The following is a 26236-nucleotide window of genomic DNA, read 5'->3' on the forward strand; positions in this document are numbered from 1 at the left end:
GGGACCCTAACATCCGGTGACCACCGAAATCCACAAAGTTGCACGAAGCTGCAACGGGGCGGAGTCGGACGCTCCTGGGAACTCACCGGATCTATATGTTGCGTAAGGCAACTGTCACGGGGAGCTATCGACTCCCTGTGCCTGAAGGGGCATTGAGATATTCCTGTACTGGCAATCGCGCCAGAACTCGCAACATCGGCTGTGGTTCTCCGGTACCGTCGAACGGCAGGACGACCAGAGGGCCGGTGAAAGGGTGGCAGTTCGCGGGCGGATGACGCTGCCGGGCGCGGCAGTGGCCGCAGCGGCTGCGGTGATCCTCGGCGGTCTGCTGCGCGGGACCTATCCGTTCGGGTCGCAGGGCCGCAACATTCTCGATCTGCGCCAGCAGTTCATCCCGATGCACGCCTACTTGCGTGACCTGATCACCGGGGGCGTGCCGGGCGACTTCTTCTTCAACTGGTCCAGCGGGTACGGCGTCCCGTACATCGGCGACTTCATGGCGTACAACGGGGCCGCGTTGTCCTGGATCGTGCTGCTGTTTCCGCGGGACAAGATCGACCTCGCGCTGTACGTGATCATGCTCGCGGCGATCGCAGCCGCGGCCGCCGCGATGACGGCGTACCTGCGGAAGCTGCGCCCCAACGCGCCGGGCTGGCTCGCAGCGCTCGCGGGTGTCTCGTACGCGACCTGTGGCTGGGCGCTCGACGACGGCGGCTACATGACCGGCTGGCTGTACGGGCTGATCGCGTTTCCGCTGATCTGCCTGCTCTGCGAGTGGACCCGGACGAAGCGAACCGTCGTACCGATGCTGGTGGCGCCGTTCGTGATCGCGCTGTTCTGGTACTCGCATTTCTACACCGTCTACATGGCCACGCTCGGCGCGGGACTCGTCCTGATCGCGCGCGTGCTGTCCGACCCCGATGGCGGCTCGTGGTGGAACCGGTTCACCGGCGCCCTGCGCTGCCTGGTGGTGGTCGTGATCGGCATCGCACTGTCCGCTCCACTGCTGGTGCCGACGTTCAAATCGGTGGGGTATGCCCGACCGAGTCCCGACGAGACCTTCCACCCGATCGGTTGGCTGTCGTTTCTGGGCCGGCTGCTGCCGGCCTCCGAGGGCGTCGGGCAGACGCCAGGGCTCGCGATCGGAACGGTCCTGCTGCTCGCCGCGTTGAGCTTCCCCTTCAATCAACGGATCGTACGGCGGGAGCGAATCGTCTGGTCGGTTGTCGTGCTGCTGACGCTGAGCAGCATGCAGCTCCGGATCACCCACGAGATCTGGCACGGCTTCGACGCGCCGAACGGCAACCCGTTCCGGCAAGCGTTCATCGTCGCCGGGATGTGTGTGATCACCGGCTGGCTGTCGCTGGCCGCGGGAGTGCGGAACGTGCTGGCAGTCGCCGTACCGGTGGTCCTCGTCAGCGCTCTGTACGGCGCCGCCTTCGGCGCGTCGTCGACGACTGCGGTCACGCACGTGGTTGTCCCGGTGATGGTGGTCGTGACCGCGCTGGTCTGGGCTGCCTGGCGCTGGCGGCCGTCAGACCTGGTCAGCCGGGTGGCCGCGGCAGTCCTCGTGGTGGCAGTGCTGGCCGAGGTGGCTGCCTCCACCTATGCGGTCGACCAGGCGCGGGGGGAGCGGTACACCGCCGCCCAGCCCTGGGGGCCGAAACAGGCGCAGGCCCGCGCGCTGGTCCTGTCGGCGCAGGACTGGCCCCGGCAGCGGGTGTCTCCAGGTGCGTTCAGCACCGTGAACGATCCGATGCTGATCGGTGGCCAGGGGCCGGAGTACTACAGCTCGACGATCCCGGACGAACTGTCGGACGAGCTGATCAACCTCGGCTTCGGCGTCTCGGCGTTCGGACGAGCTGTCGTCGATCCGGTCAACCCGGTGATCGACGCGACCTTCTCGGTCGGTGCACGCCTCCGGGCCGACGACCAGGGTGAGCTGTACCTGACGCGAAGCCCGGCGTCGCCGTTCGTCACGGTCCGGCCGGGCAAGACCTGGATATCGGCAAATCCCGGAGCCTTCGGATTGCAGGAGACTGCGCTCGGCGCAGACGTTTACGCGATCCCGAAGCTGACTGTCACGCCTGCCGTCGGTTCCCGGCTGGCGATCAGCGACCGGCGCCCCGGCCTGCTCACGATCGCGTTGCCTGCGGGAGCGCCGGCTCCGGCAGAGTTCCGGCTCGCCGGGCGCTGCACGCCCGGGTCCCAGCTTTATCTGTCCGGGCCCCGGTTCGCCGGGGAAGCCTTGGTGAATGGGCAATGGACATCGCTCCTGCCGCCACAGGGTAAGCGCCTGGGGACGTATATCGGTGCGCTGATGTCGGCCGGCCCCGCCGACGCGAACGGTGCCTTCGACCTACGGCTCCGAACGTCGGTCTCGACTCAGTTGCCGGTCGGAGCCATCGGCTGTCTCGACCGCGGCAAACTCGACAAGGCCATCGCCCGGCTCGGACAGAGCCAACCGGCCGCCGTACACGTCGGTGGGCACAGCATCGACGTCAAGCTGACGCCGGGCACCACGGGGCGGGTCGTGATGGGAGTCGTGCCGACCCCCGGCTGGCGGTGTCAGGTCGATGGCCAGACGGCGCGCAAACCTACCCAGGTGGGCGGCCTGATGGCTGTCACTGTCGGCCCGCGGGCCACCGAGGTCACCTGCGCTTACCGGCCGGCGGGACTCCGGCTTGGATTGCTGGTGGGAGCCGCCGCCCTGTTGTCGCTCCTGGGGGTGGCAGCCCTCCTCATACTTCGCGAACGCCGTAGTTCCACGCCTCCGCCGCCGGTCGACCAGGGAACGGTCCGGTAGGCTCCCGCCGTCCGCGAGCGGTCGCGGCGGTAGGAGAGGGCAACCGGAGATGCACGCACACGCTGCGACGGCGCCGAGTGGTCGGACGTGGGCTGTTGCTGCGCGGCTCGCGTGGCCGGCGGTTGCTCTGTACGCCGTGACACGCGTGCTGACGTTCGTCGTACTGGCTATCTGGAGCCGGAGCACTCCGGAGAGTCTCGGCAAGGTGCTCGGCGACTTCGACGGCGCGCACTATGTGTTGATCGCCGACAAGGGGTACGACGCGGTTGCCGGTGGGAAGGAGATGGCGCTCTTCCCGCTCTATCCGATGCTCGTTCGGGGGCTGGGGTGGGTGTCGCCGCTGTCGACGGCACAGAACGCGATTCTGATCAGTGTGGTGGCCTCGCTGGTTGCGGCCTGGGGGATCTTCGCCGTCGGCAACCACCTGGCGGACCGGCGTACCGGGATCTTGCTTGCAGTGCTGTGGGGCGTCGTACCGCATGCGTTAGTCCAGTCGATGGCTTACACCGAGTCTCTGTTCACTGCGCTGAGCGCGTTTGCGTTGCTGGCGCTGCTGCGACGCAACTGGGTGACTGCGGGCGTTCTGACCGCGGTAGCGGGATTGACGCGGCCCTCTGCGATCGCACTGGTCGGCGTGGTCGGACTGGTGGCGCTCATTGCAGTCGTACGACGACAGGACGGCTGGCGGCCGTGGGTTGGCGGACTGCTCGCGCCCCTGGGGTGGCTGGGCTACATCCTGTGGGTCGGCAACCAGACTGGGCGCATCGACGGCTGGTTTCAGATCCAGAAGACCATCTGGCGCTCGTCATTCGACTTCGGGAGCTCCGCGTTCCGGGTCGCCAAGAAGACCCTCAGTACCGCGTCAGCGCTCGACTTCACGGTGGTCACGTTCGTCCTGGTCGCAGCGATCCTGTTGCTGGCCCTGAACGTGGTCGACCGTCTCCCCTGGCCCCTGATCCTGTACAGCGCGCTGATCTTGATCTCGGCGATCGGCGCCTCGAACTACTACAACGCCAAGGCCCGCCTCATCCTCCCGGCGTTCCTTCTCCTGCTCCCGGCAGCCCGCGCATTGGCGCGAACGCAAGCCTCCAAGGCAGCGCTGATCCTGACGTTCCTCGCTGCCACCTCGGTGACCTTCGCGGGCTACCTGGCCTTCATTTGGAAGCTGTCGCCCTAGGCGCGCCAGGGCATGTGTTGGAGGGCCCAGGTGTTGCCGTCGGGGTCGGCGAAGTGGGCGTAGAAGACGCCGCCTAGGTCTTCGATCTCGCTGACTTCTACGCCGCTGTCCACCAGTTGCTGGCGGGCGGCTTCGAGGTCTTTGACGACCAGGTGGAGGCCTCGTTGGGAGCCGACTGGCATGTCCACCTGGGGTAGGCCGGTGGAGAGGAGGATGGAGCAGTAGGAGCCTGGTGGGGTGAACTGCGCGATCCGTACGCCGTCGGACGGGTTGATGTCGACGTCGCAGATCCAGCCGAGTTGGTCGCCGTAGAAGGCTTTGGCGCGGTCTATGTCGGCTACGGGCATCGGGATCAGTTCGAGCAAGAATGCCCCGGGCACCACCAGGGGGTGGGCCGGGTCTACCGGGATCTCGGAGAGGTCCTTGGGTACTTCGGTTCGTTCGGTCATGGTGGTCCCCCCATGCCGCGCTAGGCGGACTTTTTGGTGGCTTTCTTGGTGGTTTTCTTGGCTGCCGTCTTTTTGGCGGCGGTCTTCTTGGCTGGAGCTGCCTTTTTGGCCGGGGACTTGGCGGCGGCCTTCTTGGCGGGGGTTTCGGTGGCGCCGGCTCGGCGGGCCTTGGCTGCTTCGACCGAGGCTCGGAGGGCGGCTACCAGGTCTACTACCTCGGCGCCTTCGGTCTCTTCCTCGTCGGACTCGGGGAGGGGGACGCCGGCGGCCTTGGCTTCGACGACCTGTTCGAGGGCGTGGCGGTATTCGTCGTGGTACTGCTCAGGGTCGAACTCGCCGCGGAGGGTGTCGATGTACGACGAGGCCATCGCCTTCTCCTGGGTGCGGATCTCGACGTCTTCGGGCGGGGCGGCGAAGGAGGCGTCGCGGATCTCGTCGGGCCAGAGCATGACCTGGAGGATCAGGATGTTGTCGACGGTACGGAGCAGTCCGAGGCTTTCACGCGACCTCAACGCGACCTTGACGAGGGCGTAGAGCTCCGAGCCTTCGAGGGCGTCGCGGAGCAGCACGTAGGGCTTGGCGCCGGGGCCGCCGTCGGCCTGGAGGTAGTAGGACTTGCCCAGGTAGAGCGGGTCGACCTGGTCGGCAGGGACGAACTCGAGGACGTCGATGACCTTCTTGCTGGTCAGCGGGAGGTCGGCGAAGTCGTCGGGTTCGAGCACGATCATCCGGCCGTCCGGCATCTCGTAGCCCTTGCCGATGTCGGAGTACGGCACTTCTTCGCCGTCGATCGAGCAGATCCGCTTGTACCGGATCCGGCCGCCGTCGGCGACGTGCACCTGACGGAAGGAGATGTCCTTCTCCTCGGTCGCCGAGAACACCTTGATCGGGATCGTCACCATCCCGAACGAGATGGCGCCTTTCCAGATGGCCTGCATGGTCATCAGCTCCCTAAAGGTCTGCCGCGGGGTCCGTCCGCGGCGAGCAGATCGGGGATCTCCTGGGTCGCGTACCACATCAGATCTTCACCCTCGCACGAGTCGAGGGCAAAGAGGGCGTCGTCGTCGCCGTTCTGCGCCGCCGACCACAATTCTGCGGCCTTTCCGACGATTTCGGCGGCTCCGGTTTCGTCTAGATGCACCGAGGCCACCGAGCGCCACGGGATCACCACGCTCAGCTGCAGGCGGGCGTCACCGAGCTCGGCGGCACCGTCGGCCGGCGGTACGGCGCTCACTTCCGCGGAAACGACCACGCGGCGGCGCGGCGTACCGGGGTCGTCGGCGAGGAGGCCGACCGAGGCTCGGGCGGCCTGCGCCATCGCGGCGTACTCGAGCTCTTCATCGTCGCCCTCGGCGTACCACTCTCGCAGGGCCGGGGTCACGGCGTAGACCGTGAGCGGCTGCGGGCCGAACTCGCCCGCGTGGCAGGCGTCGTCGAGCAGCCGCAGCGTGGATGGAATGTAGACCCTCATGTTCCCGCCTTTTTCGTCGTGCGGGGCTTCTTCCGCCCCCGGGAAGCCCGGTTGCGGCTGCCCTTGGTGGTGTCGACCAGCTCGTCCAGCGCATCGGTCACGCATTGGGCGAAAACGGCCAGATCGGGCATCGCGGTGCGGTCCGCGTTCAGCCCGTAGAACACCTTGCCGTCGTACGACGTGACGCCGACGGACAGGCCTTGTCCGGGCATCAACGGCACGACCGGGTACGACGCCAGCATCGGAGCGCCCTGAGCGTAGAGCGGGAACTGGGGTCCGGGCACGTTCGTGATCACCACGTCGTCGATCGGGCGGACCGTGGCAGTCGCAACCCGCGCGGCGAGCGCGTGCAAGGTGGTCGGCGCGAATCCGGCGATGCCGACCAGCGAGCGAGCGCTGACCGCGCGACCGGTGTCCTTGTGCACCTTGGTCTGGTACGAGATCTGGTGCAGCCGCATGACCGGGGAGTTCTCCCCCACCGGGAGCGTCACCGCGGAGGCGATCACCCGGGAGCCGAGCGAGGTCGGCTCCTCGTCATCGTCGTCACGGATGCTGACCGGTACGACGGCGCGCACGCTCCGAGTCGGGCCGACGCCCTCGCCGCGCGTCATCATCCAAGCCCGTACGGCGCCCGCGACGACCGCGAGGACCACGTCGTTGACCGTGCCGCCGTGCATCGCGCGGACGGTCCGGTAGTCCTCGAGGTTGGTTTCGACCGTGGTGAAGCGGCGCTGGCCGGAGGTCTTCACGTGCAGCGAGCTCTCCTGGGCGTGCCGCTGCGCGGCCAGCGAACCGACCACACCGCCGAGGACCTCGCGAACCGAGGTCGATCCGGTCAGGCTGGCCATCTCGGCTCGCGCCAGCTCCAGCGCTGCGGTCGGGTGCCGGGTTGCGTCGGCGAAGACGCCAGCCAACAGCTCCAGGGCGGACGGCGGGTGCTCGGGCTGCCACGTGTCGGTCGGCGTCTCCTTCGGCTCGGCGGTCGCGTCGAGCACGACCTGACCGATGTCGACCGTGCTGTTGCCGTCGACAAGCGCCTGGTGCGACTTGGCGATGATCGCGAACCGGTCGCCCTGCAGCCCCTCGACCAGATACATCTCCCAGAGCGGCCGGGCCCGGTCCAGTCGCCGGGACATGATCCGGGCGACCAACTCGAGCAGCTGGGCGTGCGTCCCCGGTCGCGGCAGCGCAGAACGCCGTACATGGAAGGTGATGTCGAACTCTTCGTCGTCCACCCAGACCGGCCCGGCGAACCGGCCGGGCACCTGCTGCACCCGCTGCCGGTACCGCGGTACGAACGCGATGCGGTCCCGGATCAGCGCGACCAGGCTCTCGTAGTCGAACTCGTCGTCACCGTGCACCGGCGGCTCGAAGATGTCGACGGTGCCGACATGCATCGGGGTGGCCGGTGACTCGGCCTTGAGGAAGGTGAGATCCAGCGATGACAGGCGGTCGGGCATTTGGACATCACCTTTCCCTTCCGGCGGCACAGTCTCTCTGGCGGATAGCTTTCCGTCACCCTAGCCGCCTCCACGGACAGTGGGCTGCGACACTGGCCATACGGGAACACTGAGTCTTCGGTGTTCGTCAGGCAAGAGGGTGCATCCCGCGCCCTGAGAACTGAACAGACCCTTTTGAAAGGCCCCTCGACCCATGCGTTCGACGATCGCTCGCGGCACCGCCACCGCACTCCTGCCCGCTCTGGCCGTGTTCGTCCTGGCCGGCTGTGGCAGCGACTCCAGCAGTGGCGGCTCCCCCAGCACCCCGACGACCGCGCCGACGACGGCACCGTCCGACGTACCGACGAACACACCGACGCCCGGCAAGCCGAACAGCGAAACTCCCTCGAACACCACGGACCCGTCCGGTGACCAGGCTGACGTGACGCTGGCGATCACCGTTGCCAACGGCAAGGTCAACCCGAGCGGCGCGACCGTCAAGGTCAAGGCCGGTCAGTCCGTGCTGGTGACCGCGGTCAGCGACGCCGACGAGGAACTGCACATCCACGGGTATGACAAGGAGCTCGAGCTCACCCCGGGCAAGCCTGCGCAGGTGAAGTTCACCGCGGACATGAAGGGCACCTTCGAGGTCGAGACCCACAAGAGCGGCAAGCTGGTCGCGAAGCTCGTAGTTTCGTGATCCCGCTTCATGGGATCGGCGGTCGCCAAGACCTGCCGATCCCCTTCGGCCTGGCCGTCGGCGGCGCGGCGGTTGCTGTCGCGGTGTCGTTCGTCGTGCTCGGGCTGGCCTGGCGGTCACCGAAGTACCAAGGCAACAAGTCCGGGAAGCCGTTGCCTAGTGCAATCACCCGGACGGTCGACGCGGGCTGGTTCCGCTGGATCGTCCGGCTGGTCGGGCTGGCGATCTTCCTGTACGCGATGGTCGCGCTGGTGTTCGGTGTGGACCGGCTGACGAACCCGATCTTCGGCTTCATCTACATCCTGCTCTGGGTCGGCCTGGTACCGATCTCGATCGCGCTCGGCCCGGTCTGGCGGACGCTGAACCCGCTCCGCACGCTGCATCTGCTGCTCTGCAAGTTGCTGCGGCAACCGCCGTCGAAGGGCATCCTGACGCTGTCCCCGCGCCTAGGCCTCTGGCCGGCCGCGCTCGGCATCTTCGCATTCACCTGGCTCGAACTCGTCGCACCGGATCGCGCCACCATCCCAGTGCTGCAGGCGTGGATCGCGCTCTACGTGGTGATCACCTTCTTCGGTGCGGTCCTGTTCGGCGACCGATGGTTCGAGACCGGCGACCCCTTCGAGGTCTACGCGACGCTCATGTCCCGCCTGTCCCCGTGGGGCCGCCGTACCGACGGCTCTTTGGTGGTACGACGACCACTCGAGAACCTGGACGGCCTGAAGGCCCGGCCGGGTCTCGTCGGCATGGTCGCCGCGCTCCTGGGATCGACCGCGTATGACGGCTTCTCGAACTCGTCGGCGTGGGTCGGCTGGGCACAGAACCAGGACATCTCGATGACCTGGCTCGGTACGGCGGCCCTGATCGTGTTCATGCTCTTCGTCTTGATCACGTACTCCGCCGCCACCCTGGTCGCCGGGCGGTTGTCGGACAGCTCCCGTACGACGTTGCCGGGCCTGTTCGCGCATTCCGTCGTACCGATTGCCCTGGGCTACGTGATCGCGCACTATCTGACGCTGTTCATCCTGGAAGGGCAGCGGACGCTCATCTACCTGAGTGATCCACTGAGCAACGGCGCCAACGTGTTCGGCACTGGACTGCTCGCGGTGAACACCGGAATCACCAACCACAGCACGGCAATCTCGGTCATCCAGGTGCTGGCCGTGGTCGGCGGTCACCTGCTCGGTGTCATCTCCGCGCATGACCGTGCGGTCGCACTGTTCCCGCGTCACAAGGCTCTGGCCGGTCAGCTCCCCCTGCTGATCGTCATGGTCAGCTACACCGCCGGCGGCCTGCTCCTGCTCTTCTCCAGCTAGTCGCTGGCGCGAGTGAGACCTCGGCTCGTGATCGCGAGCACGATGAACGCGATCAGGCCGAGGATCAGGTGCGAGTTGCCCGGGATCGACTGCCAGAAGGTCCACGCCAGCTCGCGATCGTCGCGGTACGGGACCCACCAGATCGAGCGCAGTACGAACAGGCCGTACCAGAGGACGCCGGCGACGACGGCCGGGTTGAGGCCCCAAACGCGGTTGACGCCGCGGATCACGCTGATGCCCAGCGGGATGACCCAGACCCAGTGGTGGCTCCACGAGATCGGCGAGGCGTAGAGGACGGCCAGCGCCATCACGGCGATCGCGGTGACGCGCTCATCGGCCAGCCAGTACTTGCGGGCCAGCCAGAGGACCGCGAGGCCAACGATGACCGAGGCAACGAACCAGGTCGGCTGCACCCAGCTCGCGGTGTTGCCGAGGCGGTGTAGGAAACCGTTGATGGACTGGTTGCCGGTGAACGCGATCCCGCCGACGCGGTTGGCGTCGAAGACGACCTCGGTCCAGTAACGCCAGGACTGGCGCGGGGCGAAAGCGAAGCCGATCGCGATCGTGGCGAGCAGGCCGAACACGGCGTTCCGCAAGGCCTTCCACTGCTTGGTCACGAGGAGCAGCGCGAGGAACGGCAGCGGGGTGAGCTTGACGCCGATCGCGACACCGAGCCAGAACCCGCGCAGGCGGGCGTCGTTCGGCCGGACCAGATCCACCAGGATCATTGCGGTCAGCAACAGATTGATCTGGCCGAACGAGATGGTCTCCCAGACCGGCTCGAGCGCCAGCGACAGGATGGTCAGCAAGATCAGGACCGCGGTGCGCTTGCGCTGGGTGACGAACGACCAGAACGTCTTCGTCAGGCTGGTGCGCCAGAGCGCGGTGATGCAGAGCACCGAGGCGGTCGTCCAGAGGACCAGGGCCACGCCCCAAGGCGCGAGCGCCAGCGGGACCATCGCGATCGCCGCGAACGGCGGGTACGTGAACGGAAGCCCGACCCCCGGCAGCTTGGCGTCGTACAGGGCCGGGCCGTGCAGCAGGGCGTCCCCACCGAGCCGGTACACGCGCAGGTCGATCATGCCGCCGTACATGCTGCCGATCCACGCGCCGAGCGCGACCAGGACCGCCGCGGCGACGATCCAGAGCAGGGTCCGGCGCCGGTCGAGCGGCTGGGATGCGGGGGTGGTGGTGGAGGTCACGCTCACGTCAGGTCTGCTCCGAACAGGGACTCCAGCTCGCGCCGGGTCTCGTCGTACGAGGTGTGCAGGATGCCGGTCATACCGACGGCTCGGGCGCCGTCGACGTTCACTTGCAGGTCGTCAACAAAGACGCAGGCCGCGGGTGGAAGGTTCACCCGGTCGGCCGCGAGCAGGAAGATCTCCGGCTCGGGTTTGCGCAGCCCGACCTCACCGGAGATCACGATGTCGTCGAACATCCCGTCCCAGGTGTCACGCGGGTAGGTGTTGCCCCAGGAGTTCGACAGCAGGGCAGTGCGGATGCCGAGCGCCTTGGCCCGGCGGACCAGCGCGTTCATCGCCGGCTGGTGCTCGAAATGCGCGAACATCCGTTCGATCAGGCCCTCGGCCGGCACCTGGCTGCCGTCCGGCCGGATCAGGATGGTGGCGAGCTTGCGCTCGAAATCCGGTACGGCGATCTGTCCGCGCTCGAGGGCGTGGACCGGGTTGAGCTCGGCCGCCTCGGCGGTCTCGACCGGCAGCCACGCCATCACGGCCTGCACGTAGGAATCGAAGTCGAACCCGTCCAGCTCGGCCCAGCGCCGCAACGCCGGATCCAGTCCCGAGGTCAACACGCCACCCCAGTCCACCAGCAACCCACGGGGTACCGCGTCGACCTCTGCCATGGCGGCAAGACTACTCAGGACAAGATCGCGTCACCGACGTGGTCCTGGTCGTCACTGTCAGTGGCTGTACTCCAGGTCGATGTCGCCGGAGGAGGTCTTCACGTGGATCGTGCGGGTGGCGGACGGGTCCTGCCGGAGCTCCGGGCTGTAGTCACCTGACGAAGTGTCGGTCTCGATGAGATAGGTCTCCGGCCCCGACGGAACCGTGATCTTCACATCACCCGAGCTGGACTTCGCGTCCACCGAGGCCGGCGCGGTGGCGAAGGCGAGCTCCGCACTGCCCGAGCTGCTCTTGGTCGTGACCGAGCTCGCGTTCAGCCCGTCGCCGTCGATGCTGCCGGAGCTGGACTCCAGCCGGACGATGCCGCCGAGGTCGTGCACCTCGATGTCGCCCGAGCTCGTCTTCAGCTCGGTGTCGGCGGTCATCCCGGAAACCTTGATCGGGCCGCTGTTGTTCTTCACCGTCAGCTTCACGTCGCGCGGCACAGTCAGCACGTACGTCGTCTTGCAGCCGAAGGAGAGGAATCCGCAGTTGGTGTCCTTGAGCTGGAGCTTGCCGTCCTTGAACGTGTCGGTCGGGTCGGACCCGAGGGCATTGCGCTCGAACTGCCGATCCACCTTCAGCTCGGTGCCGTCACCCGGCCGGATCTCGACACTCGTCGAACCGCCCTCGACCACCAGCGCCTTGTCGTCCAGCTTGTAGGTGCTCTGGCCGCTCCGGGTGCCCTCGGTCAGCCCGGTCAGCGCCCAGTAGATCCCACCCAGGATGAGCGCGACCGAGATCGCGATCCCGTACCTACGCTCGGCGCTCATCGTGCTCGCCGGCCGCCGCTGCCCGTCGGACATCAGACTCCTCCCTCTCCCCCAGCAGCCTGACACATCGCCGGGCCGCTGTCGGTGGGGTTAACCCCCATATCCCCCTGGGCCGACCCCTGGCTACCGAACTCTGGGCTACCTCACGACCGGCTGGCGATCGAACGTCCGGTCGATCGAGGTGGCGAGCTGCTGCAACGACTTGCGGAGCTTGCTGGACTTCGCGGCCTCGGCGAGGCTGCGGCCGTGCGCCATCGCCGCGTCGACCGCGCCCAGGTCGTACGGAAGCAGGGCGGCCGCCTGGAGACCGGCGTACTGACCGAGGGCGTCGGCGATGGCGTCGGCCGGTGAGCTGCCGAGGGAACCGGAGCGGACCCGGTTCACCACGACGCGGAGGTTGACCGAGGGCACGAGCCCGCGCACCTCGTGGATCGCACGGATCAGCCGGGTCAGGCCGACCGGGTCCGCCGACCCGACCACGATCACCTCGTCGGCCTCCTCGAGCGTCGCGACCGTCGCGCCGTTGCGCCGCGGAGCGAGCGAGTCGAACGAGATCTCCTCGTCGGTCTCGATACAGAACCCGAGATCGACGATTGTGCACGGCGACAGCAGCCGGGCGGATGACCAGATCGACTCGACCGCGGCTGGTCGTAGCTCTGTCCAGCGGTCGGCCCGGCTCAGGCCGGTCAGCACCATCAGGTGCCGCTCCACCTGCCGGGCGTGTTTGGCGAGCGTCATCATGTCCAGCGTTCCGCTTGAGGCGGAGCGGGCCGCGGCGGCCAGGCCGGAGGTCTCATCGAGCATCCCGAGCTGCTGCGCGACAGTGCCGCCGTACACATCGCAGTCAGCGAGCAGCGTGGGCAGGCCCTTGGCTGCGAGCTCGGAGGCCAGGCCGACCGCGACCGTCGTCCGGCCGGGTGCGCCGGTGGGGCCCCAGATCGCGAAGATGCGGCCGGTGCCTGGCGCGTACTCCGTTTGGGTCGTCCTGTGCTCGGGCGGTCCGCCGGTCGGTACGAATCCGCCGGCGAAGTGCGACATCGCGATCGGCGGACCGGCGTCGACCGCGTCGCTGATCGCGCGGCCCAGGTCCTCCGGGCTGACATCGGCCGGCAGGATCCGCTCGATCCCCATCCGGCCGAGCCGATCCTCGGGACCGAACGCCTCGCCGGTTTCACTCGGATCGACCAGAGCCAGTACGGCGATGCCTCGGGCGTGCAGCGCGGCTACCGCATCGGAGGTCAGCCGCGCGAGGTCATCGGCGACCAGGACCGCCCGGGCCTGACCGCTCGCCGCGGCCGCCATCACATCGGCGATGTCGACACAGCGCCGGACGACGCGAATCCCCGGTGCGCGCTCGGTCCGGCGTACGACGTCTGCCTCCCACGGCGCGCCGGTCACCGCGAGCAGGACCGGAATCGCCATCAGGCCGCCCGCCGTACCAGAGTCGGCTCACCTTGACTCATCGCGGTCAGCGCGGCCGGGAGCTTCGGGAGGTCCTTCGGGGTCAGCGCGACGAGCACCTGTCTGCGTGCGGAACCGCCTGCGACGCCCTTGACCGAGTCGATCTGCAGGACGCGGACGTTGCTCCAGAGCAGCTTGGCCGCCTGCCCCTCGTCCTTCGGGACCACCCAGATGTCGACCTTGTCGCCGTTGGCGGTGTCCGAAGGGAGTCTGCCGGTCGCCACTGACAGGGGCAGCTCGGTGCGGTCGCTCTCGGCCTGCGGTACGGCGGCGTCGCGCGGAACGAACTCACCGGCATCGATTGCGCGCGCCACGACCAGGCCCTTCAGCTCCGCGTCAGCAGCGACGTACTGCTCCGCGTCCTGACCGCTGGTGAAGCGGACGCGGACGGTGGTGAGGTCCTCGCCGGTCAGCTTGGTGCCGGCGGGCAGGTCACGCTTGGCCGCCCAGATGGTGGTGGTGTCGTCGGCGGAGGACAGCAGCTTCGCACCGACCAGTGCGGTGATGGCCACGAGCAGAACGCCCAGAACTAGGCGGCCGTCCTTCCAGCGCGCCCGCCGGGTGCGCTGCGCCGGGACCGACGGTGCCCCGAACCCACTCCGCACTGCTGTGTCCACCACGTCGGCTCCCCAGTCGTCGATCGCTTGCTCCGTGCATTCTGCCGTGTCCACCGACTCGGCGTGCGCAGTCATCCACAGGCTGTCACAGCCTGGGGACAAACGTGATCACCCTCGGGCGAACCATGGCAAACTGAAGCAACCCGCGGGCTGTGTCCTTGGTTCAGCGCCGTAGCGAGCATGTGCTCGGTGCGGTAGCTCGGTGTGCTGGAGGGGAGGCCTCGATGCTTTTCCATCGTGGCCTTTCCTCCAGTGCGGCGAGGTGCCGTGCCGAGTGCAGCGCAGTAGGCGGGGAACCAAGGACACAGCCCTCACTAGTCGAAGGAGTCCCCCCGATGCCGGCACCGCGTTTTCTCCAGCTCGCCGACGTCGCTGAGGTTCTGAACATCTCCGCGAACCAGGTGTACGCGCTGGTCCGCCGGGGTGACATTCCCGCGGTGAAGATCGGCGGGCGCGGTCAGTGGCGGGTCGAGGCGACTGAGCTCGAGAAGTACATCGAGCGGCTCTACACGGAGACGAAGCAGTTCATCGACACGCATCCGTTCGGGGAAGAGGCCGAGCAGGACGCTCAGCTCTAGCGTCGGCGCACGGCCTGTAGCGCCTGGGTGGGGATCAGGCGGACGTTATAGACCTCGGTACGACGCCTCGGCGCGTCGAGGGGGTGTTCGGCGACCTCGAGGAAGTCGGCGCCGACGCGGTCGATCGTGCCGGTGATCGGGATGCCACCGCAGAACACCGTCACTGGTGAGCGGTCCCGGGCGATGCCGCGGAGCAGGTGAGCCAGACCGAGCTTGCCTGCGACCGCGCCGACCGCGGGTTCGGCCCAGGGTCCGAGGCGGTGGACTGCGACGAGGGCGCCGACTGGTACTAGCCATTCCTCGCGACCTGCCTCGATCAGCAGGCAGTCCTTGCCTACGCGGGTGAGTAGCCCCTGAAGCGGCTCGGTCGCGGCTAACTCGATTCGGACGACCGTGTCCACGGCACCGCGGAGGCGGTCGAGCACGGTGATTTTGCCGACCTCGGTGCGGATCCGGTCCGCAACTTCGCCGTACAGGTCGCCCTCCTGGAGCGCGTCGAACTGCGATTCCAGGTCTTCGAACAGCGCATCCCACTGCATGGGCGCCAACTTACCGCGCACGCTCGGTGACGTATCCACTTGCAAACTTCCGCTAGTTGCGGTCTATAGTGGTCAAGCCAACGCAAACTCAAGCAAACTCATAGGTTAGGGGCGAAGTGAGGTGAACGGGATGCTTCGAGGGGTCAAGAGCCTGCTGGCGATCGGCGCGCTGATCGCCGTCGGAGTCGCTCTGCGCTGGGTGACGGCCGGCACGATCACCACCGCCAACAGCCACGACCTGGACTCGCTGACCGTGCTCGCGGTCGGCGCAGTTGCCTGGGTCGCATACACCTGGCTCGTCCTCGCGGTCCTCGCGACCGCTCTCGAGCAACTCCCCGGTGTGGTTGGAGCCGCAGCCGGCGTGTTCGCCGCCCGGATCACCTCCACAACCTCCCGGGCCCTCCTGCGCTCCGCCCTAGGCGTAGCCGCAGTAACCCCACTCACGGTCGGAGTCGCCCACGCAGCGTCGCCACACGGCTGGCCAGCACCCCAATCAGGCGCCGCCCACCCAGCCACCACCTGGCGCACCACCGAGCCGCGGTCATCGGTGCAGATCGCCGTCGACCTCCGCGCAACCGAGCCACGCTCATCCGTTCAGCCCAGCGGCGACATCTGGCGCGCCACCCAGCCACGGTCATCCGTGGACATCACCGCTGACCGCCCCCACCAGCGCCCGGCCGCGCCGCGCTCCACCGTGGAAGGCGACGCCAGCGGCTCCAACCACCGCGCTACCCAGCCACGCTCATCCGTTCAGCTCAGCGGCGACACCTGGCGCACGACCGAGGCGCGGTCGAGTGTGCAGTTGGGTGCTACTGGCGAGCGCTCCGGCGCGGACGTCGGTCGGCCGGAACAGGCGGGTGGGCCGCGGAACGGCGTACGGGCTGGGGCTGGTGTTCCGACTGTGCGGCCTCGCGGGGTGCCGGTGCCGGATCGGCCTGAGGTGGGGGCGGCTACTCGGTACACGGGTTTGCGGTCGGGCGTGGCTTCGCGGGTGACTGTGGCGGCGGGCGACTCGCTGTGGGGGCTGGCGGCGCGGGAGCTTGGGCCGCGGGCTACCGAGCACGAGATCGCCGCGCGATGGCCGCAGTGGTATGCCGCGAACCGTCAGGTGATTGGCAGCGACCCGAACCTCATCCTTCCCGGCCAAGTACTGCGAGTGCCGCCCACCGACAAGGAGCAGTGACATGAGCAGTGCGTACCAGGAGATCAGCACCTCGATTCAGCAGCAGCGGGTTCGGCTGGATGTGGTTCCGGCGATCGACGGGACTCAGCCGGTTGTTCCGGAGGCACGGGCTTGGGGTGGGCGGTTGGCGCAGGCGGTGTCGGAGGTTTTGGCGGGAGATCGTCCGGTGGCGCAGCTGGTTCGGTTCACCGATGAGGAGGTGTTCATCGAGCTCAACCGGCGGGTGCGGTTGCTCGGGCTCACCACCACGGCCAACGGGCGCGGTACGAAGGAGCGGTGCGCACTGCGGTCGGTGCGCGTCTGCCGGCCGAACTCGCAGGTCGCCGAGGTCGCTGCGCACGTGCGGCACGGCGGGCGGTCCCGGGCGATCGCACTGCGGATGGAAATCCGCCGCAACCGCTGGGTGTGCACCGCACTCGAGGTCGGCTGATCGGGCACATCAAAAGTCCGTTCGGGCGCGAAGCGAACAAACAGCCGACTCCGTGAGTCCTTAGAGCGCAATGTGATCGTGTGGTTGTCGTCATGTGGCTGGTGGTCCCCCGGCGTACCGTTGCCGAGGCGGTCGCCAGGCCGGAGTCGTTCGGGGGAACGAAATGCGTGAGAGCAATATCAAGGTGGCACGTCCGGCATCCACTGGGGTGGTGCCGGCTCGTGAACCCGGTGAGGTGGCCTTCGCCTGGCGAATCGGTCTCGACGAGCTCAGCCCAGCAGAGCGCGCCCGCGTCGCTCCCGGCGCGCGCAAGCGACGCTGGGCCGAGCGAGTGCCCGCGCTGTACCCACTGGCCGTGCGCTACCACCGCGCCCGCAAACGCATTGAGTGGCTGCGATCCAGTACGGCGTACGCACGAGAGCGGCGAACTGGCGATCTACCGGTGCGAGTCAAGCAGCACAAGTCGCTGCTGCTGCGCCAGCTCGGCGAAACCGAGATGTGGATGCAGCACAACAAAGTGACCAACCTGCGGCTCGCATGCGAGCAGGTCGACGGTCTGGTGATCCGACCGGGCGAGACGTTCTCCTTCAACAAGCTGGTGGGGAACGCGACGCGCCGCAAGGGTTATCTCAAAGGAATGCGACTGTCGAACGGCCAGGCGCGACCAGGGATCGGCGGAGGCATCTGCCAACTGGCGAACCTGCTGCACTGGATGGTCCTGCATTCACCGATGACAGTGACGCAGCGATCCATCCACAGCTTCGACCCATTCCCCGACAACGGCCGCGTGCTGCCGTGGGGCGTCGGCTGCAGCATCGTCTACAACTACGTGGACCTGCAGTTCCGCAACGACACCGACCAGACGTTCCAGCTCCGGGTCAGCGTCAGCGACCGGTACCTCGAGGGTGAGATCCGCGCCGACGTACCGGCCGCGACGTCGTACCGGGTATTCGCGCAGGGCGAGCGGTTCCTGCGGATCGGGTCGGACTACTTCCGGCGGAACGAGATCTGGCGGACGGTGATCGACCGCCGTACCGGCCGGACCACGGGTGAGGAGCTTGTCCGAGAGAACGTTGCCCTGGTCAAGTATGTGCCCACCGGCGTGACCGTGTACGACGTCGCAAGCTGACGCCACCGGATGAGCAGTTCCCGGTCGGCGCCGGCATGCGGATGCGGCCGGGGACGTACGGCGGTGGTTGCTCGCCGCTGCGGCCGGCTTACAGAGGGGGTGTGGCTGGCCGGGCGCGTGGCTGGGCGAGATGGCGAGGCCGCGACCGAGGTGTACGTTGCCTGGGGCTGACGGGCTTTGGTTGCGGTACGAGAGCTGTGTGGAATGAATGTGCCTGCAGGTGACGAACAGTTGCCCCAAACCCAGCAACCGAAGGCGAAACGGCGCTTCGCGGATGATTACTGCCCGCAGGTGATGAAGGGTTTCCCCAAACCCAGCAACCGAAGGCGAAACGGCGCTTCGCGGATGATTACTGCCCGCAGGTGATGAAGGGTTTCCCCAAACCCAGCAACTGGAGGCAAAGCGACGCTTTGGGGAAGCTCACTGCCGCTTGCGTGGCAGTGAGCTTCCGTGGATCGGCGCCGGGAGATGGAGTGGGGTGCATCTTGGGCCGCTGAGGCCCACTACCCTCCCCGCAGTGGCCGAGCCGGCCATCCGAGCGTGCCCCGGCCACTGACCCCGCTGTACCAGAAAGGTTGGATTGTCGGTGGGGCGTTGCAGACTGGGGTGGTGACTGTTGAACGCGCCGCGCTGCTTGCTGGGGCGACTGTGTGGACCCGTACTGCGGCGGGTGGGGACTACCTGATCCTGCCTGACGGGTGTATGGATCTGCTGTTGATGGATGACGACCTGGTGGTGGCCGGGCCGGACTCTGTTGCGTGGACTGGGACGGCGAAACCAGGGACTCGGTACGCCGGGTTGCGGTTTGCGCCGGGGGATGCGCCGGCGTTTCTTGGGGTGCCGGCTCATGCGCTGCTGAATGAGCGGGTGCCGTTGAGTGAGCTGTGGTCTCGGAGTCGTAGTCGGAAGTTGGCTGATCGGGTTCGCGGTGCGGCGGATCCGGCGGTTGAGTTGGATCTTGCGGTAGCGGAGTTGATGGAGACGCCCGGTGATCCGCTTGCTCGGCAGGTGTTTCAGCATGTGCGCGCTGACACGTTGCGGGCGGGGCGCGGGGTGGTGGGGCTTGCGCGCAAGTTGGAGATCTCGGAGCGGCAGTTGCATCGGCGGTGTCTGGGGGCGTTTGGGTATGGGGCGAAGATGCTGGATCGGGTACTGCGGATGAACGCGGCACTGGATCGGGCGCGGACTGGGCAAGCGCTGGCGGAGGTTGCGGCGGTGAGTGGATATGCGGACCAGGCGCATCTCACGCGGGATGTGAAGGCACTGACGGGCCTCCCGCCGAGCACACTGCTGCGATGAGCCAACCTCAGGTGACGACGCTCCGGCACAACCCGTTGAACGCCGTGACGGAGACGGTGGAGCGGCTGACCTATGACGACGGTCGTACGGCGATCCGTAAGCGGTTGCGGCGGCCGGACGGGGTGAGCGGGGATCCGTGGGGAGCTTCTTTGGACCCTCGGCACTGGAACTACTGGCGGCGGGAGGTTGAGGTCTACCGCGACGAGGAGTTGCGGGAGCAGCTCGCCAGCGCCGGGCTGGCGCTGCCGGGAGCCGAGGTCGTGGAGGACGACGGCGGGGCCGTGCTGATGCTGGAGGATGTGGCGGGCTTGGCGGGCACGGAGTTCGGGCTGCCAGAGCACGAGGCACTGGCACGCGCCTGCGGGCGCTGGCAGGCCGCAGCGGTCGGTGAGCGCGGGTGGACGTCGCGGGGGTTTCTGCGGGACTACTCGACGACGCGGCAGGTGCCTTGGGAACTGGTGGACGACGATGACGCGTGGGGGCAGCCGCTCATTAAGGAGACTTGGCCGGGCGGGCTCAGGGCGGCGTGGGTCGAGTTGCTGGCTAACCGCGAGAAACTGCTGCAGCTGGTGGAGAGTTCACCGCGGACGCGCTGTCATCTCGACCTGTGGGTTTCCAACGTGATTCAGCGTCCGACCGGCGAATTCGCCTTGCTGGACTGGGCTTTCACGGGGGACGGCGCCTTGGGCGAGGACATCGGGAACCATATTCCGGACGCCGTGTTCGATCTGTTCTGGCCGGCTGAGCGACAGGCGGAGCTCGCCGACACGTGCATCAGCGGCTACCTCGCCGGGCTCGACGAAGCGGGCTGGCGGGGCGACAGCGACGACGTACGGCGGGCTGTGCTGGCGTCCGGCGTTAAATACGCCTGGCTACTCCCCCACCTGCTTGGTCGGGCGGGGCTTGAGAGTCACCAGGCGTACCACCAGCAGGCGGACAGTCGGCACCTCTACCACCAGCGCGGCCAGGCGCTCGCGTTCGTGGCCGGCTGGTGTGCTGAGGCGCTCAGGTGAGGATGGCGAAACCACCGGGCGGGATGACGGGAGCATTGGAGAGGTGCCCGGAAGCCGTGTAGCAGCGCGCGGGCTTGGTCACAGCTTGGGAGTGCGGGCTGAGGTTGGTGATCAAGGTGGCGGGGCCAGCTTGCAGGCTGCTGAGGACGGGGATGAGGAGTACGGCATCCAGTTGAGCAGGGCCAGTGGCGGTGGCGGTCAGGCGAGTCTTCACGCCGGAGACGGGGATGGGCAGAGTGACGGGCTGCAGCACGCCTGGGGCGGCTGAGATGCCTTGGGGACCTGCGGTGCCGTGGTCGACGGTGCCTAGGGTTCCGTTGGAGGAGGTCCAGGTAGTGGTTCCAGCGGCCGGATCGTCGACCAGGTTGACCACTGGCAGTACGTAGCGCGGCTGGGACGCCGCAGGCAGGGTCCACTCAGCGGACTGCCCTTCGGACAGCTGCAGGTAGGCGTTGCCGCTCCACTGGGACTCCCCGGTCCAGGCGGACGGCGGAGTCACCACCTGACCGGTACTGGTCGCCGACTCGGCTTCGATCAGACGCAGACCGTCGTACGTCGGTTTGGTCAGCCGCCGGGCCAGTCGGGCGACAGCCGGAGACGCGTCCAGGGCGAGCATCGAGAGCTGACCGTGGATGGTCGACTCGGCGCCTGAGTTTCGGTTGACCGTGCCGTCGCCGGCCAGGCCGTCGTACGTGCGACCCGTCGAGGGGTCGTACATCGGGGTGCCGGCGCGGTTGGCGCCGAAGTACCAGCCGGCCACGAACGACGCCAGGTGCCGAGTACCGGCGCGGTTGACGGCGAGCAAACCCTGCAAGCGGGCATCGACGCCGTACGCGATCTGGGTGCGGTCGATCGGCGTCGGCAGCCAGCCGTTGTCGGGGCCGCCGGCCGTCAGCAGCAGCGGAGTAAACCCGGCAGTGTCGCCGACCGCAGGCTCCAGGAGCTCCGGAGACTTCAGGACAGCCGAAGCCGCGGCCAGCGCGGACGGCATCTGCGCACCCCACGCATGCCACATCGAGATCGTCTCGGCTGACGGCAGCAGCGCACGGAACGGCCAGCTCCGAGTCGACCCAGCACTCAGTGCAGCGATCCCCTCAGCGAACTGCGCGAGCATCCGGCGGACGCGGGCAGGCGCACCAGCCCTCAAATACGCGGCCAGGCCGAGCACAGCCTCAGACGTAGCGTCGGCGCCGTTCACGATCAGCCACGCGGGCAGGCGACGGCCGTCGACGACATTCCACTGGCCGTAGCGCACCAGCACCTGCCGCTCCAACGCACTGACCGCCAGCTCGAGACGGGCCTTGAGGAACGCGGCGAAAGCCCGGTCGACGTGCTGGAAGACCTCATACCCCTCCCCCAGCGCCCAGACGGTTCGGGCCAGCCAGAACGACGGTCCGGAGTCGGACGGGTCCGGGAGCTCGACAGGATCCGCACTGGGGTTGAGAGTCCCGTCAGGTTGCATCCACAGCACCACATTGCCGTTCGGCGACTGCAGATAGGTCAGACCGCGCAGCAGCTCACGAGCGGTCGTCAATGAGGAGCCGAACAGGCAGTGGTGGCGCAGGTAGACCACAGCCGCGCGGCCGATGTCGTCGGCGTTGTACGCGCCCTGGCTGTAGGTGTCCGTGGCCGCGTCGTACGGGCCGCCGCCGATGCGGCGGTACGAGCCGTCGGCCTGGCGATCGGCGTACGTCCAGAGCACGCCGATCGGACCACGACCGTAGGTGCTGTGCCCAGGTGCCGAAGGCGGGGTGACCGACGTACGGAGGTAATCGAGGTGTGCGAGGTTGGTCAGCGACTGCCGACTCCCGGCGGCGGCTGGTACGGCGGTGCTGCCGGCGACCGCGGCGGCCGCAGCGAGGACGGTACGGCGGGTGGGTCTCATGAGAGCCGGTCCAGACGGGCGACTCCGATGGCGGCGTCGGCCATGCCGTAGAAGACGTACCGGACGCCGTCCACCTCTTCGATCGCGGTCGGGAACACCACGTTGCCGACCGTTCCGACCTTCTCCTCCGCGGTTTCCGGGACGAGGATCGGTTCGCTGGTCCGAGCGATCACGCGAGTCACGTCGTCCGGGTCCAGCAGCAGCGCACCGGCCGCGTAACAGACCTTCTGGGTGGTCGGATCGAACCCTTCAGGCTGCTCGCCGGTGACCCCGTGGTGGATCACCAACCATCCCTCGGGCACGCGCAGCGGCGCCGGCCCGGCCCCGATCTTCAGCTCCTCGAACGGGTACTCCGACATCGCCACCAGCCGGTGGTTCCGCAGATGCACGAGGTTGCGGACATCTTCCGCCACTGAAGCGACCGGCACGAACGACACCCAGATGCCCGGCCGATCGTCCGTCACTCCGGCCGGCAGATGGACACCTTCGCCGTCCCGGAACCAACCGAGGTCCCACATCGGCCGATGCAGCATCGCGTACGACGGTTCGCCGTCCGGACCGCGAACGGGCTCGGGGAAGAACACCGTGTCCTTGTTGGGAAAGAGGTTCAGGTCGGTGTCCAACGAAGGCTGGTATTCGAAGTGCAAGGGACCCAGCCGCCGCCACTCCCGCAGGTCGGACGACACCGCGAGCGCCGGTTTCGGCCCGAGCGGCCCATAGGCGACGTACGTCATCACGTGCAGTCCGAGCGCCGGCACATACGTCACGCGCGGGTCCTCGACGCCGGCGTTGTTCAACCCGCGTTCCCAGCCCTCGTCCGGAGCCAGTACGACGCCTTCGCGCCGTACCGAGACCGGGACGCCGTCGACCAACTCGACCGCGGCCAGGCCGACCCGCGACACGTTGCCCGCAGCAACCAAGCGCGGCAGCAGGTAGAGCTGTCCGTCAGGGGTGTGCCCGGAGGCCGGGTTGAGGACCCCTTCGGACTCCAGCGCATTGCCGGGCTCGGGCGTCATCAGCACGCCGACACGGGTGAGCGTATAAGGAACAGTCACAGCAAAGCCTTTCAGGGAAGGAAGATTCAGCCCTTGACGCCGGACTCGAGGTTCGACGCGATGAACCGGCGTTGGAAGATCACGAACAACGCCACCGCGGGCGCGGCCAGCACACAGGCTCCGGCCAGTACGGCGCCGAACGGGTTCGCCGCCCGCGCCGCAACCGTGGTCAGGTAGTTGGACAGCGACACGGCCAGCGGCTGCAGATCCTGCTGCTTGGTGATCAGGAACGGCCACAGGAACTCGTTCCACGGACCGATGAATGTCAGCAGCACGCCGGTCAGCAAAGCCGGTCGCACCAGCGGTACGGCGACGCGCCACAAGATGTTCAGCTCCGACGCACCGTCGATCCGGGCCGCGTCGAACAGCTCGGCCGGTAGTTGCAGGAAGTACTGCCGGAACACAAAGACCGCAGTCGAGTTGATCAGGAACGGCAGGATCATGCCCAGGTACGAGTCGGCGAGCCCGTAGCTGCGAACGATCAACACATACAGGGGAATCGTCAACAGTTGAAACGGCACGACCTGGATCAACAGCATCAAGTTGAAGACCAGCCCACGGCCGCGGAACTGCAAGCGGGCCAACGCATACCCGGCCAGTACGCCGAACACCAGCGTCCCGAGGATGACGCCGCCGGTGAAGATCCCGGAGTTGATCAACGACCGGGCGAGGTTGATCGCCTTGTCGATCTCGACATAGTTGTGCAGCGTCAGGTTGCCCGGAGAGGGGAACGCGCCGCCGACCGACGGATCCGGCTCGGCCTGCAAACTGCCGATCAGCATGTAGTAGAAGGGAAACAGGAAGACGAACGCACCGATCAGCAGCACCACGAAGCGTCGCTTCATCAGTTCTCCCTCGCGACAAAGCGGCGTTCGATCAGAGCGAGCAGCAGTACGCCGATCACCAGCAGCACGCCGATCGCGGACGCGATGTCCGGGTTGCCCTGCTCGATCCCGCGCTGGTACATCACCAGCACCGGCGATGCGGACGCGCCGTCCGGGCCGCCTCCGCCGGTCAGCAGGTACGGCTCGGTGAACAGGTTCGCACCAGTGACCGTGGCCAGCAGTACCACCAACGTGGTCGCCGGCCGGACCCCTGGCACGGTCACATTCCGGAACGACTTCCAGCGACCGGCGCCGTCCATCGAGGCAGCCTCGTACAGGTCCTTCGACACGTTCTGCAGTGCGGCCAGGTAGAGCAGGATGAAGAACCCGAGCTGTTTCCAGGTCACGTAGACCGCGACCGTCGGCATCGCCAGCCCGGAGTTCACCAGCCAGGACGGGTCCGGCGCCAGCGGCCCGAGCACCGAGTTGACCAGCCCGTTCGAGTTGAACAGGAACAGCCACACCCCGACCACGGCCACACTCGCCGTCACGTACGGCACGTAGTAGCTGACCCGGAAGAACGTGCGCCACCGGATCGCCGCGTTCAGCGCGGTCGCCAGTCCGAGCGCGAGCACCACGGTCAGCGGCACGTTGATCACCAGGAACACCAGTACGTTGCCGAACGCCCGTCGTACGGCGGGATCCGACAGCACCGTCACGTAGTTGTCGAACCCGACGAACGGTCGGTCCACGATCGCCCCGGGCGCCGCGAAGAAGTAGTCGTGGAAGGACATGTACACCGCGAACCCGAGCGGATACGCGAACACCGCGGCCAGGAAGACGACGTACGGAGTGACGAACGCCGTACCGATCGGATGTTCGCCGAGGATCCGTCTCATGACTGCTTGGCGAGCGCGTCGACCTTCTGGGCGGCGCCGTCGAGGGCGGTGCCGGTGTCCTCCTGGCCGAAGATCACGGACTTGGAGTAGGCGTCGCGGAAGGTCTGCCAGATCGTGATCGAGTTGGCGACGTTCGGCACCTCGACCGTGCGGGCGGCCTGGTCGGCGAACACCTTGTAGTCCGGGTTCTTCGCGAAGTAGTCCGGGTAGGCCGCGGAGACGTCCTTGCGCAGCGGCATCTGGCCGGTCGCGGTCAGGAATTTGCCGTCCTGCTCCTGACTGGTCGCGAACTTCAGCACGTCCCAGGCGGTACCGCGGTTCTTGCAGGCGGAGTACATCGCGACGTTCTTGGCATCGCTGAAGGTGTGGATCTCACTGGCCGGCTTGGCGCTCGAGGTCGGCACCGGGACGACGCCCCAGTCGACCTTGCCCTTGTACGTCGCGATGGCCCACGGACCGACCACGGCCATCGCGGCGGTGCCGTCGACGAAGGCGTCACCGGTGTACTTCTCCTGCGAAGCGAGTTTGTCGGCGTACATCGTCCGCCAGAAGGCGGCGACCTTCTTACCCTCGTCGGATGCGAACTGCGCCTTGCCATCGGCAACCAATTGCTTGCCTCCGGTCTCGGCCGCGAAGAACGGGTAGAAGTCGAACCAGGACTGGAAGAACTCGTTGCTGGGCGCCGGGTAGATCGCGAACTTCGCAGCCTTCGCGGCCACCACCTTGCGCGCAGTCGCCAGGAATTCGTCGTACGTCGCCAGCGGGGGCTTGGTCGTGTCGATACCAGCCTTGGCGAATGCCTTCTTGTTGTAGAAGACCATCACCGGGTTCGACTTCCACGGCAGCTGGTAGTACTTGCCGTCGGTGGACTTGTACTGCTGCGCGACATCACCGGACCGGTCCTCGACGTACTGCTTCCCGTCGGGGAAGCTGTCCAGCGCGACCAGGCCGCCCTGCTTCTGGAACTGCGAGACCGAGGCCGGCGAGGTGTTGAAGATCAGGCACGGCGCGTTACCCGCGGTGATCGCGGCGCCGATGACCTCTTCGGAGCTCTTACCGGCCGGGACCTCTTGCGCGTTCACCTTCTGGTCCGGGTGGGCGGTGTTCCAGGCCGAGACCATTTGCTTGCCCCAGGCCACTTCTTCGGCGTTGTTCGAGTACCAGATGTCGATCGGTCCGCGGGCCTTGGCCGCGGCGTCGGCGTCACCAGCGCCGCCGCTGCCACCACAGGCTACGAGCGAACTGGCCAGGATCAGCGCCAGTGCTCCGGCGTACAGCTTCATGGGTCCTCC

25 protein-coding genes are annotated in these 26236 nt (G+C 67.5%); 10 read left to right on the forward strand and 15 right to left on the reverse strand.

Going from position 1 to position 26236, the window contains the following annotated elements; translation table 11 throughout:
- Positions 1 to 253: 253 nt before the first annotated feature.
- Together ACFTSF_RS20480 and ACFTSF_RS20485 are read left to right on the forward strand one after the other, a co-directional pair.
- Positions 254 to 2806 carry a YfhO family protein gene (locus ACFTSF_RS20480; RefSeq protein WP_380155226.1) on the forward strand — a complete coding sequence of 851 codons (2553 nt, stop codon included), beginning with the start codon at positions 254 to 256 and terminating at the stop codon, positions 2804 to 2806.
- A gap of 49 nt (positions 2807 to 2855) precedes the next feature.
- Positions 2856 to 3983 (forward strand): hypothetical protein, encoded by a 1128-nt coding sequence (locus tag ACFTSF_RS20485; protein ID WP_380155227.1) that lies wholly within the window; start codon positions 2856 to 2858, stop codon positions 3981 to 3983.
- Here ACFTSF_RS20485 and ACFTSF_RS20490 read toward each other — a convergent pair.
- Genes ACFTSF_RS20490 through ACFTSF_RS20505 form a run of 4 tightly spaced genes read right to left on the reverse strand, consistent with a single transcriptional unit; the run spans position 3980 to position 7363 of the window.
- Positions 3980 to 4432, reverse strand: a complete 453-nt coding sequence (locus ACFTSF_RS20490) for a VOC family protein (RefSeq protein WP_380155228.1) — start codon at positions 4430 to 4432, stop codon at positions 3980 to 3982. The two genes, ACFTSF_RS20485 and ACFTSF_RS20490, sit on opposite strands and share 4 nt — an antisense overlap.
- Positions 4433 to 4452: 20 nt before the next feature.
- Complete coding sequence (locus ACFTSF_RS20495; protein WP_380155229.1) at positions 4453 to 5370, reverse strand: Ku protein; 918 nt, start codon at positions 5368 to 5370, stop codon at positions 4453 to 4455.
- 5 nt (positions 5371 to 5375) lie between these two features.
- Entirely contained in the window at positions 5376 to 5903 is a 528-nt protein-coding gene (locus tag ACFTSF_RS20500; RefSeq protein WP_380155230.1) for a DUF6912 family protein, read from the reverse strand.
- Positions 5900 to 7363, reverse strand: a complete 1464-nt coding sequence (locus tag ACFTSF_RS20505; RefSeq protein WP_344157705.1) for a wax ester/triacylglycerol synthase family O-acyltransferase — start codon at positions 7361 to 7363, stop codon at positions 5900 to 5902. Before ACFTSF_RS20505 ends, ACFTSF_RS20500 begins: the two co-directional genes overlap by 4 nt.
- Before the next feature lie 193 nt (positions 7364 to 7556).
- On the opposite strand from ACFTSF_RS20505, the gene ACFTSF_RS20510 reads away from it, so the two are divergent.
- Both ACFTSF_RS20510 and ACFTSF_RS20515 read left to right on the forward strand, forming a co-directional pair.
- Entirely contained in the window at positions 7557 to 8042 is a 486-nt protein-coding gene (locus ACFTSF_RS20510) for a cupredoxin domain-containing protein (protein WP_380155231.1), read from the forward strand.
- On the forward strand, positions 8039 to 9355 hold the full coding sequence (locus ACFTSF_RS20515) for a hypothetical protein (RefSeq protein ID WP_380155232.1): 1317 nt from the start codon (positions 8039 to 8041) through the stop codon (positions 9353 to 9355). Before ACFTSF_RS20510 ends, ACFTSF_RS20515 begins: the two co-directional genes overlap by 4 nt.
- Here the strand turns inward: ACFTSF_RS20515 and ACFTSF_RS20520 are convergent.
- The 5 genes from ACFTSF_RS20520 to ACFTSF_RS20540 form a co-directional block, all read right to left on the reverse strand.
- Complete coding sequence (locus ACFTSF_RS20520; protein WP_380155233.1) at positions 9352 to 10563, reverse strand: glycosyltransferase 87 family protein; 1212 nt, start codon at positions 10561 to 10563, stop codon at positions 9352 to 9354. The genes ACFTSF_RS20515 and ACFTSF_RS20520 overlap by 4 nt on opposite strands.
- A complete protein-coding gene (locus ACFTSF_RS20525; protein WP_380155234.1) occupies positions 10560 to 11219 on the reverse strand; it encodes an HAD family hydrolase in 660 nt (219 codons plus the stop codon). Before ACFTSF_RS20525 ends, ACFTSF_RS20520 begins: the two co-directional genes overlap by 4 nt.
- A gap of 57 nt (positions 11220 to 11276) precedes the next feature.
- Positions 11277 to 12065 (reverse strand): DUF4097 domain-containing protein, encoded by a 789-nt coding sequence (locus ACFTSF_RS20530; protein ID WP_380155235.1) that lies wholly within the window; start codon positions 12063 to 12065, stop codon positions 11277 to 11279.
- Positions 12066 to 12170: 105 nt separating this feature from the next.
- Entirely contained in the window at positions 12171 to 13454 is a 1284-nt protein-coding gene (locus ACFTSF_RS20535; RefSeq protein WP_380155236.1) for a CpaE family protein, read from the reverse strand.
- On the reverse strand, positions 13454 to 14185 hold the full coding sequence (locus tag ACFTSF_RS20540; protein ID WP_380155237.1) for an SAF domain-containing protein: 732 nt from the start codon (positions 14183 to 14185) through the stop codon (positions 13454 to 13456). The genes ACFTSF_RS20535 and ACFTSF_RS20540 overlap by 1 nt, the downstream gene beginning before the upstream one ends.
- A 260-nt stretch (positions 14186 to 14445) precedes the next feature.
- On the opposite strand from ACFTSF_RS20540, the gene ACFTSF_RS20545 reads away from it, so the two are divergent.
- Positions 14446 to 14688: a helix-turn-helix domain-containing protein gene (locus ACFTSF_RS20545; RefSeq protein ID WP_344157682.1), complete on the forward strand. Its 243-nt coding sequence runs from the start codon at positions 14446 to 14448 to the stop codon at positions 14686 to 14688.
- On the opposite strand, the gene ACFTSF_RS20550 is transcribed toward ACFTSF_RS20545, so the two are convergent.
- Entirely contained in the window at positions 14685 to 15227 is a 543-nt protein-coding gene (locus ACFTSF_RS20550; protein ID WP_380155238.1) for a hypothetical protein, read from the reverse strand. The two genes, ACFTSF_RS20545 and ACFTSF_RS20550, sit on opposite strands and share 4 nt — an antisense overlap.
- Positions 15228 to 15357: 130 nt before the next feature.
- On the opposite strand from ACFTSF_RS20550, the gene ACFTSF_RS20555 reads away from it, so the two are divergent.
- The 5 genes from ACFTSF_RS20555 to ACFTSF_RS20575 all read left to right on the forward strand — a co-directional run bounded on the left by ACFTSF_RS20555 (position 15358) and on the right by ACFTSF_RS20575 (position 20281).
- Complete coding sequence (locus ACFTSF_RS20555; RefSeq protein WP_380155239.1) at positions 15358 to 16410, forward strand: LysM peptidoglycan-binding domain-containing protein; 1053 nt, start codon at positions 15358 to 15360, stop codon at positions 16408 to 16410.
- A gap of 1 nt (position 16411) precedes the next feature.
- Positions 16412 to 16840 (forward strand): Rv3235 family protein, encoded by a 429-nt coding sequence (locus tag ACFTSF_RS20560; protein ID WP_344157673.1) that lies wholly within the window; start codon positions 16412 to 16414, stop codon positions 16838 to 16840.
- A gap of 163 nt (positions 16841 to 17003) precedes the next feature.
- A complete protein-coding gene (locus ACFTSF_RS20565) occupies positions 17004 to 17969 on the forward strand; it encodes a VanW family protein (RefSeq protein ID WP_380155240.1) in 966 nt (321 codons plus the stop codon).
- Between the two features lie 609 nt (positions 17970 to 18578).
- Positions 18579 to 19268 (forward strand): helix-turn-helix domain-containing protein, encoded by a 690-nt coding sequence (locus tag ACFTSF_RS20570; RefSeq protein ID WP_380155241.1) that lies wholly within the window; start codon positions 18579 to 18581, stop codon positions 19266 to 19268.
- On the forward strand, positions 19265 to 20281 hold the full coding sequence (locus ACFTSF_RS20575) for an aminoglycoside phosphotransferase (protein WP_380155242.1): 1017 nt from the start codon (positions 19265 to 19267) through the stop codon (positions 20279 to 20281). Before ACFTSF_RS20570 ends, ACFTSF_RS20575 begins: the two co-directional genes overlap by 4 nt.
- Here ACFTSF_RS20575 and ACFTSF_RS20580 read toward each other — a convergent pair.
- Genes ACFTSF_RS20580 through ACFTSF_RS20600 form a run of 5 tightly spaced genes read right to left on the reverse strand, consistent with a single transcriptional unit; the run spans position 20274 to position 26227 of the window.
- Positions 20274 to 22166: a hypothetical protein gene (locus ACFTSF_RS20580; RefSeq protein ID WP_380155243.1), complete on the reverse strand. Its 1893-nt coding sequence runs from the start codon at positions 22164 to 22166 to the stop codon at positions 20274 to 20276. The genes ACFTSF_RS20575 and ACFTSF_RS20580 overlap by 8 nt on opposite strands.
- Positions 22163 to 23221, reverse strand: coding sequence for a glycosidase (locus ACFTSF_RS20585; protein WP_380155244.1), 1059 nt, complete (start codon positions 23219 to 23221; stop codon positions 22163 to 22165). The genes ACFTSF_RS20580 and ACFTSF_RS20585 overlap by 4 nt, the downstream gene beginning before the upstream one ends.
- Positions 23222 to 23247: 26 nt before the next feature.
- Positions 23248 to 24066 carry a carbohydrate ABC transporter permease gene (locus tag ACFTSF_RS20590; protein WP_380155245.1) on the reverse strand — a complete coding sequence of 273 codons (819 nt, stop codon included), beginning with the start codon at positions 24064 to 24066 and terminating at the stop codon, positions 23248 to 23250.
- Complete coding sequence (locus ACFTSF_RS20595) at positions 24066 to 24944, reverse strand: carbohydrate ABC transporter permease (protein ID WP_380155246.1); 879 nt, start codon at positions 24942 to 24944, stop codon at positions 24066 to 24068. The genes ACFTSF_RS20590 and ACFTSF_RS20595 overlap by 1 nt, the downstream gene beginning before the upstream one ends.
- A complete protein-coding gene (locus ACFTSF_RS20600; protein ID WP_380155247.1) occupies positions 24941 to 26227 on the reverse strand; it encodes an extracellular solute-binding protein in 1287 nt (428 codons plus the stop codon). Before ACFTSF_RS20600 ends, ACFTSF_RS20595 begins: the two co-directional genes overlap by 4 nt.
- Positions 26228 to 26236 lie beyond the last annotated feature (9 nt).

The organism is Kribbella sp. NPDC056951 (assembly GCF_042674205.1).
Lineage (GTDB): Bacteria > Actinomycetota > Actinomycetes > Propionibacteriales > Kribbellaceae > Kribbella > Kribbella yunnanensis.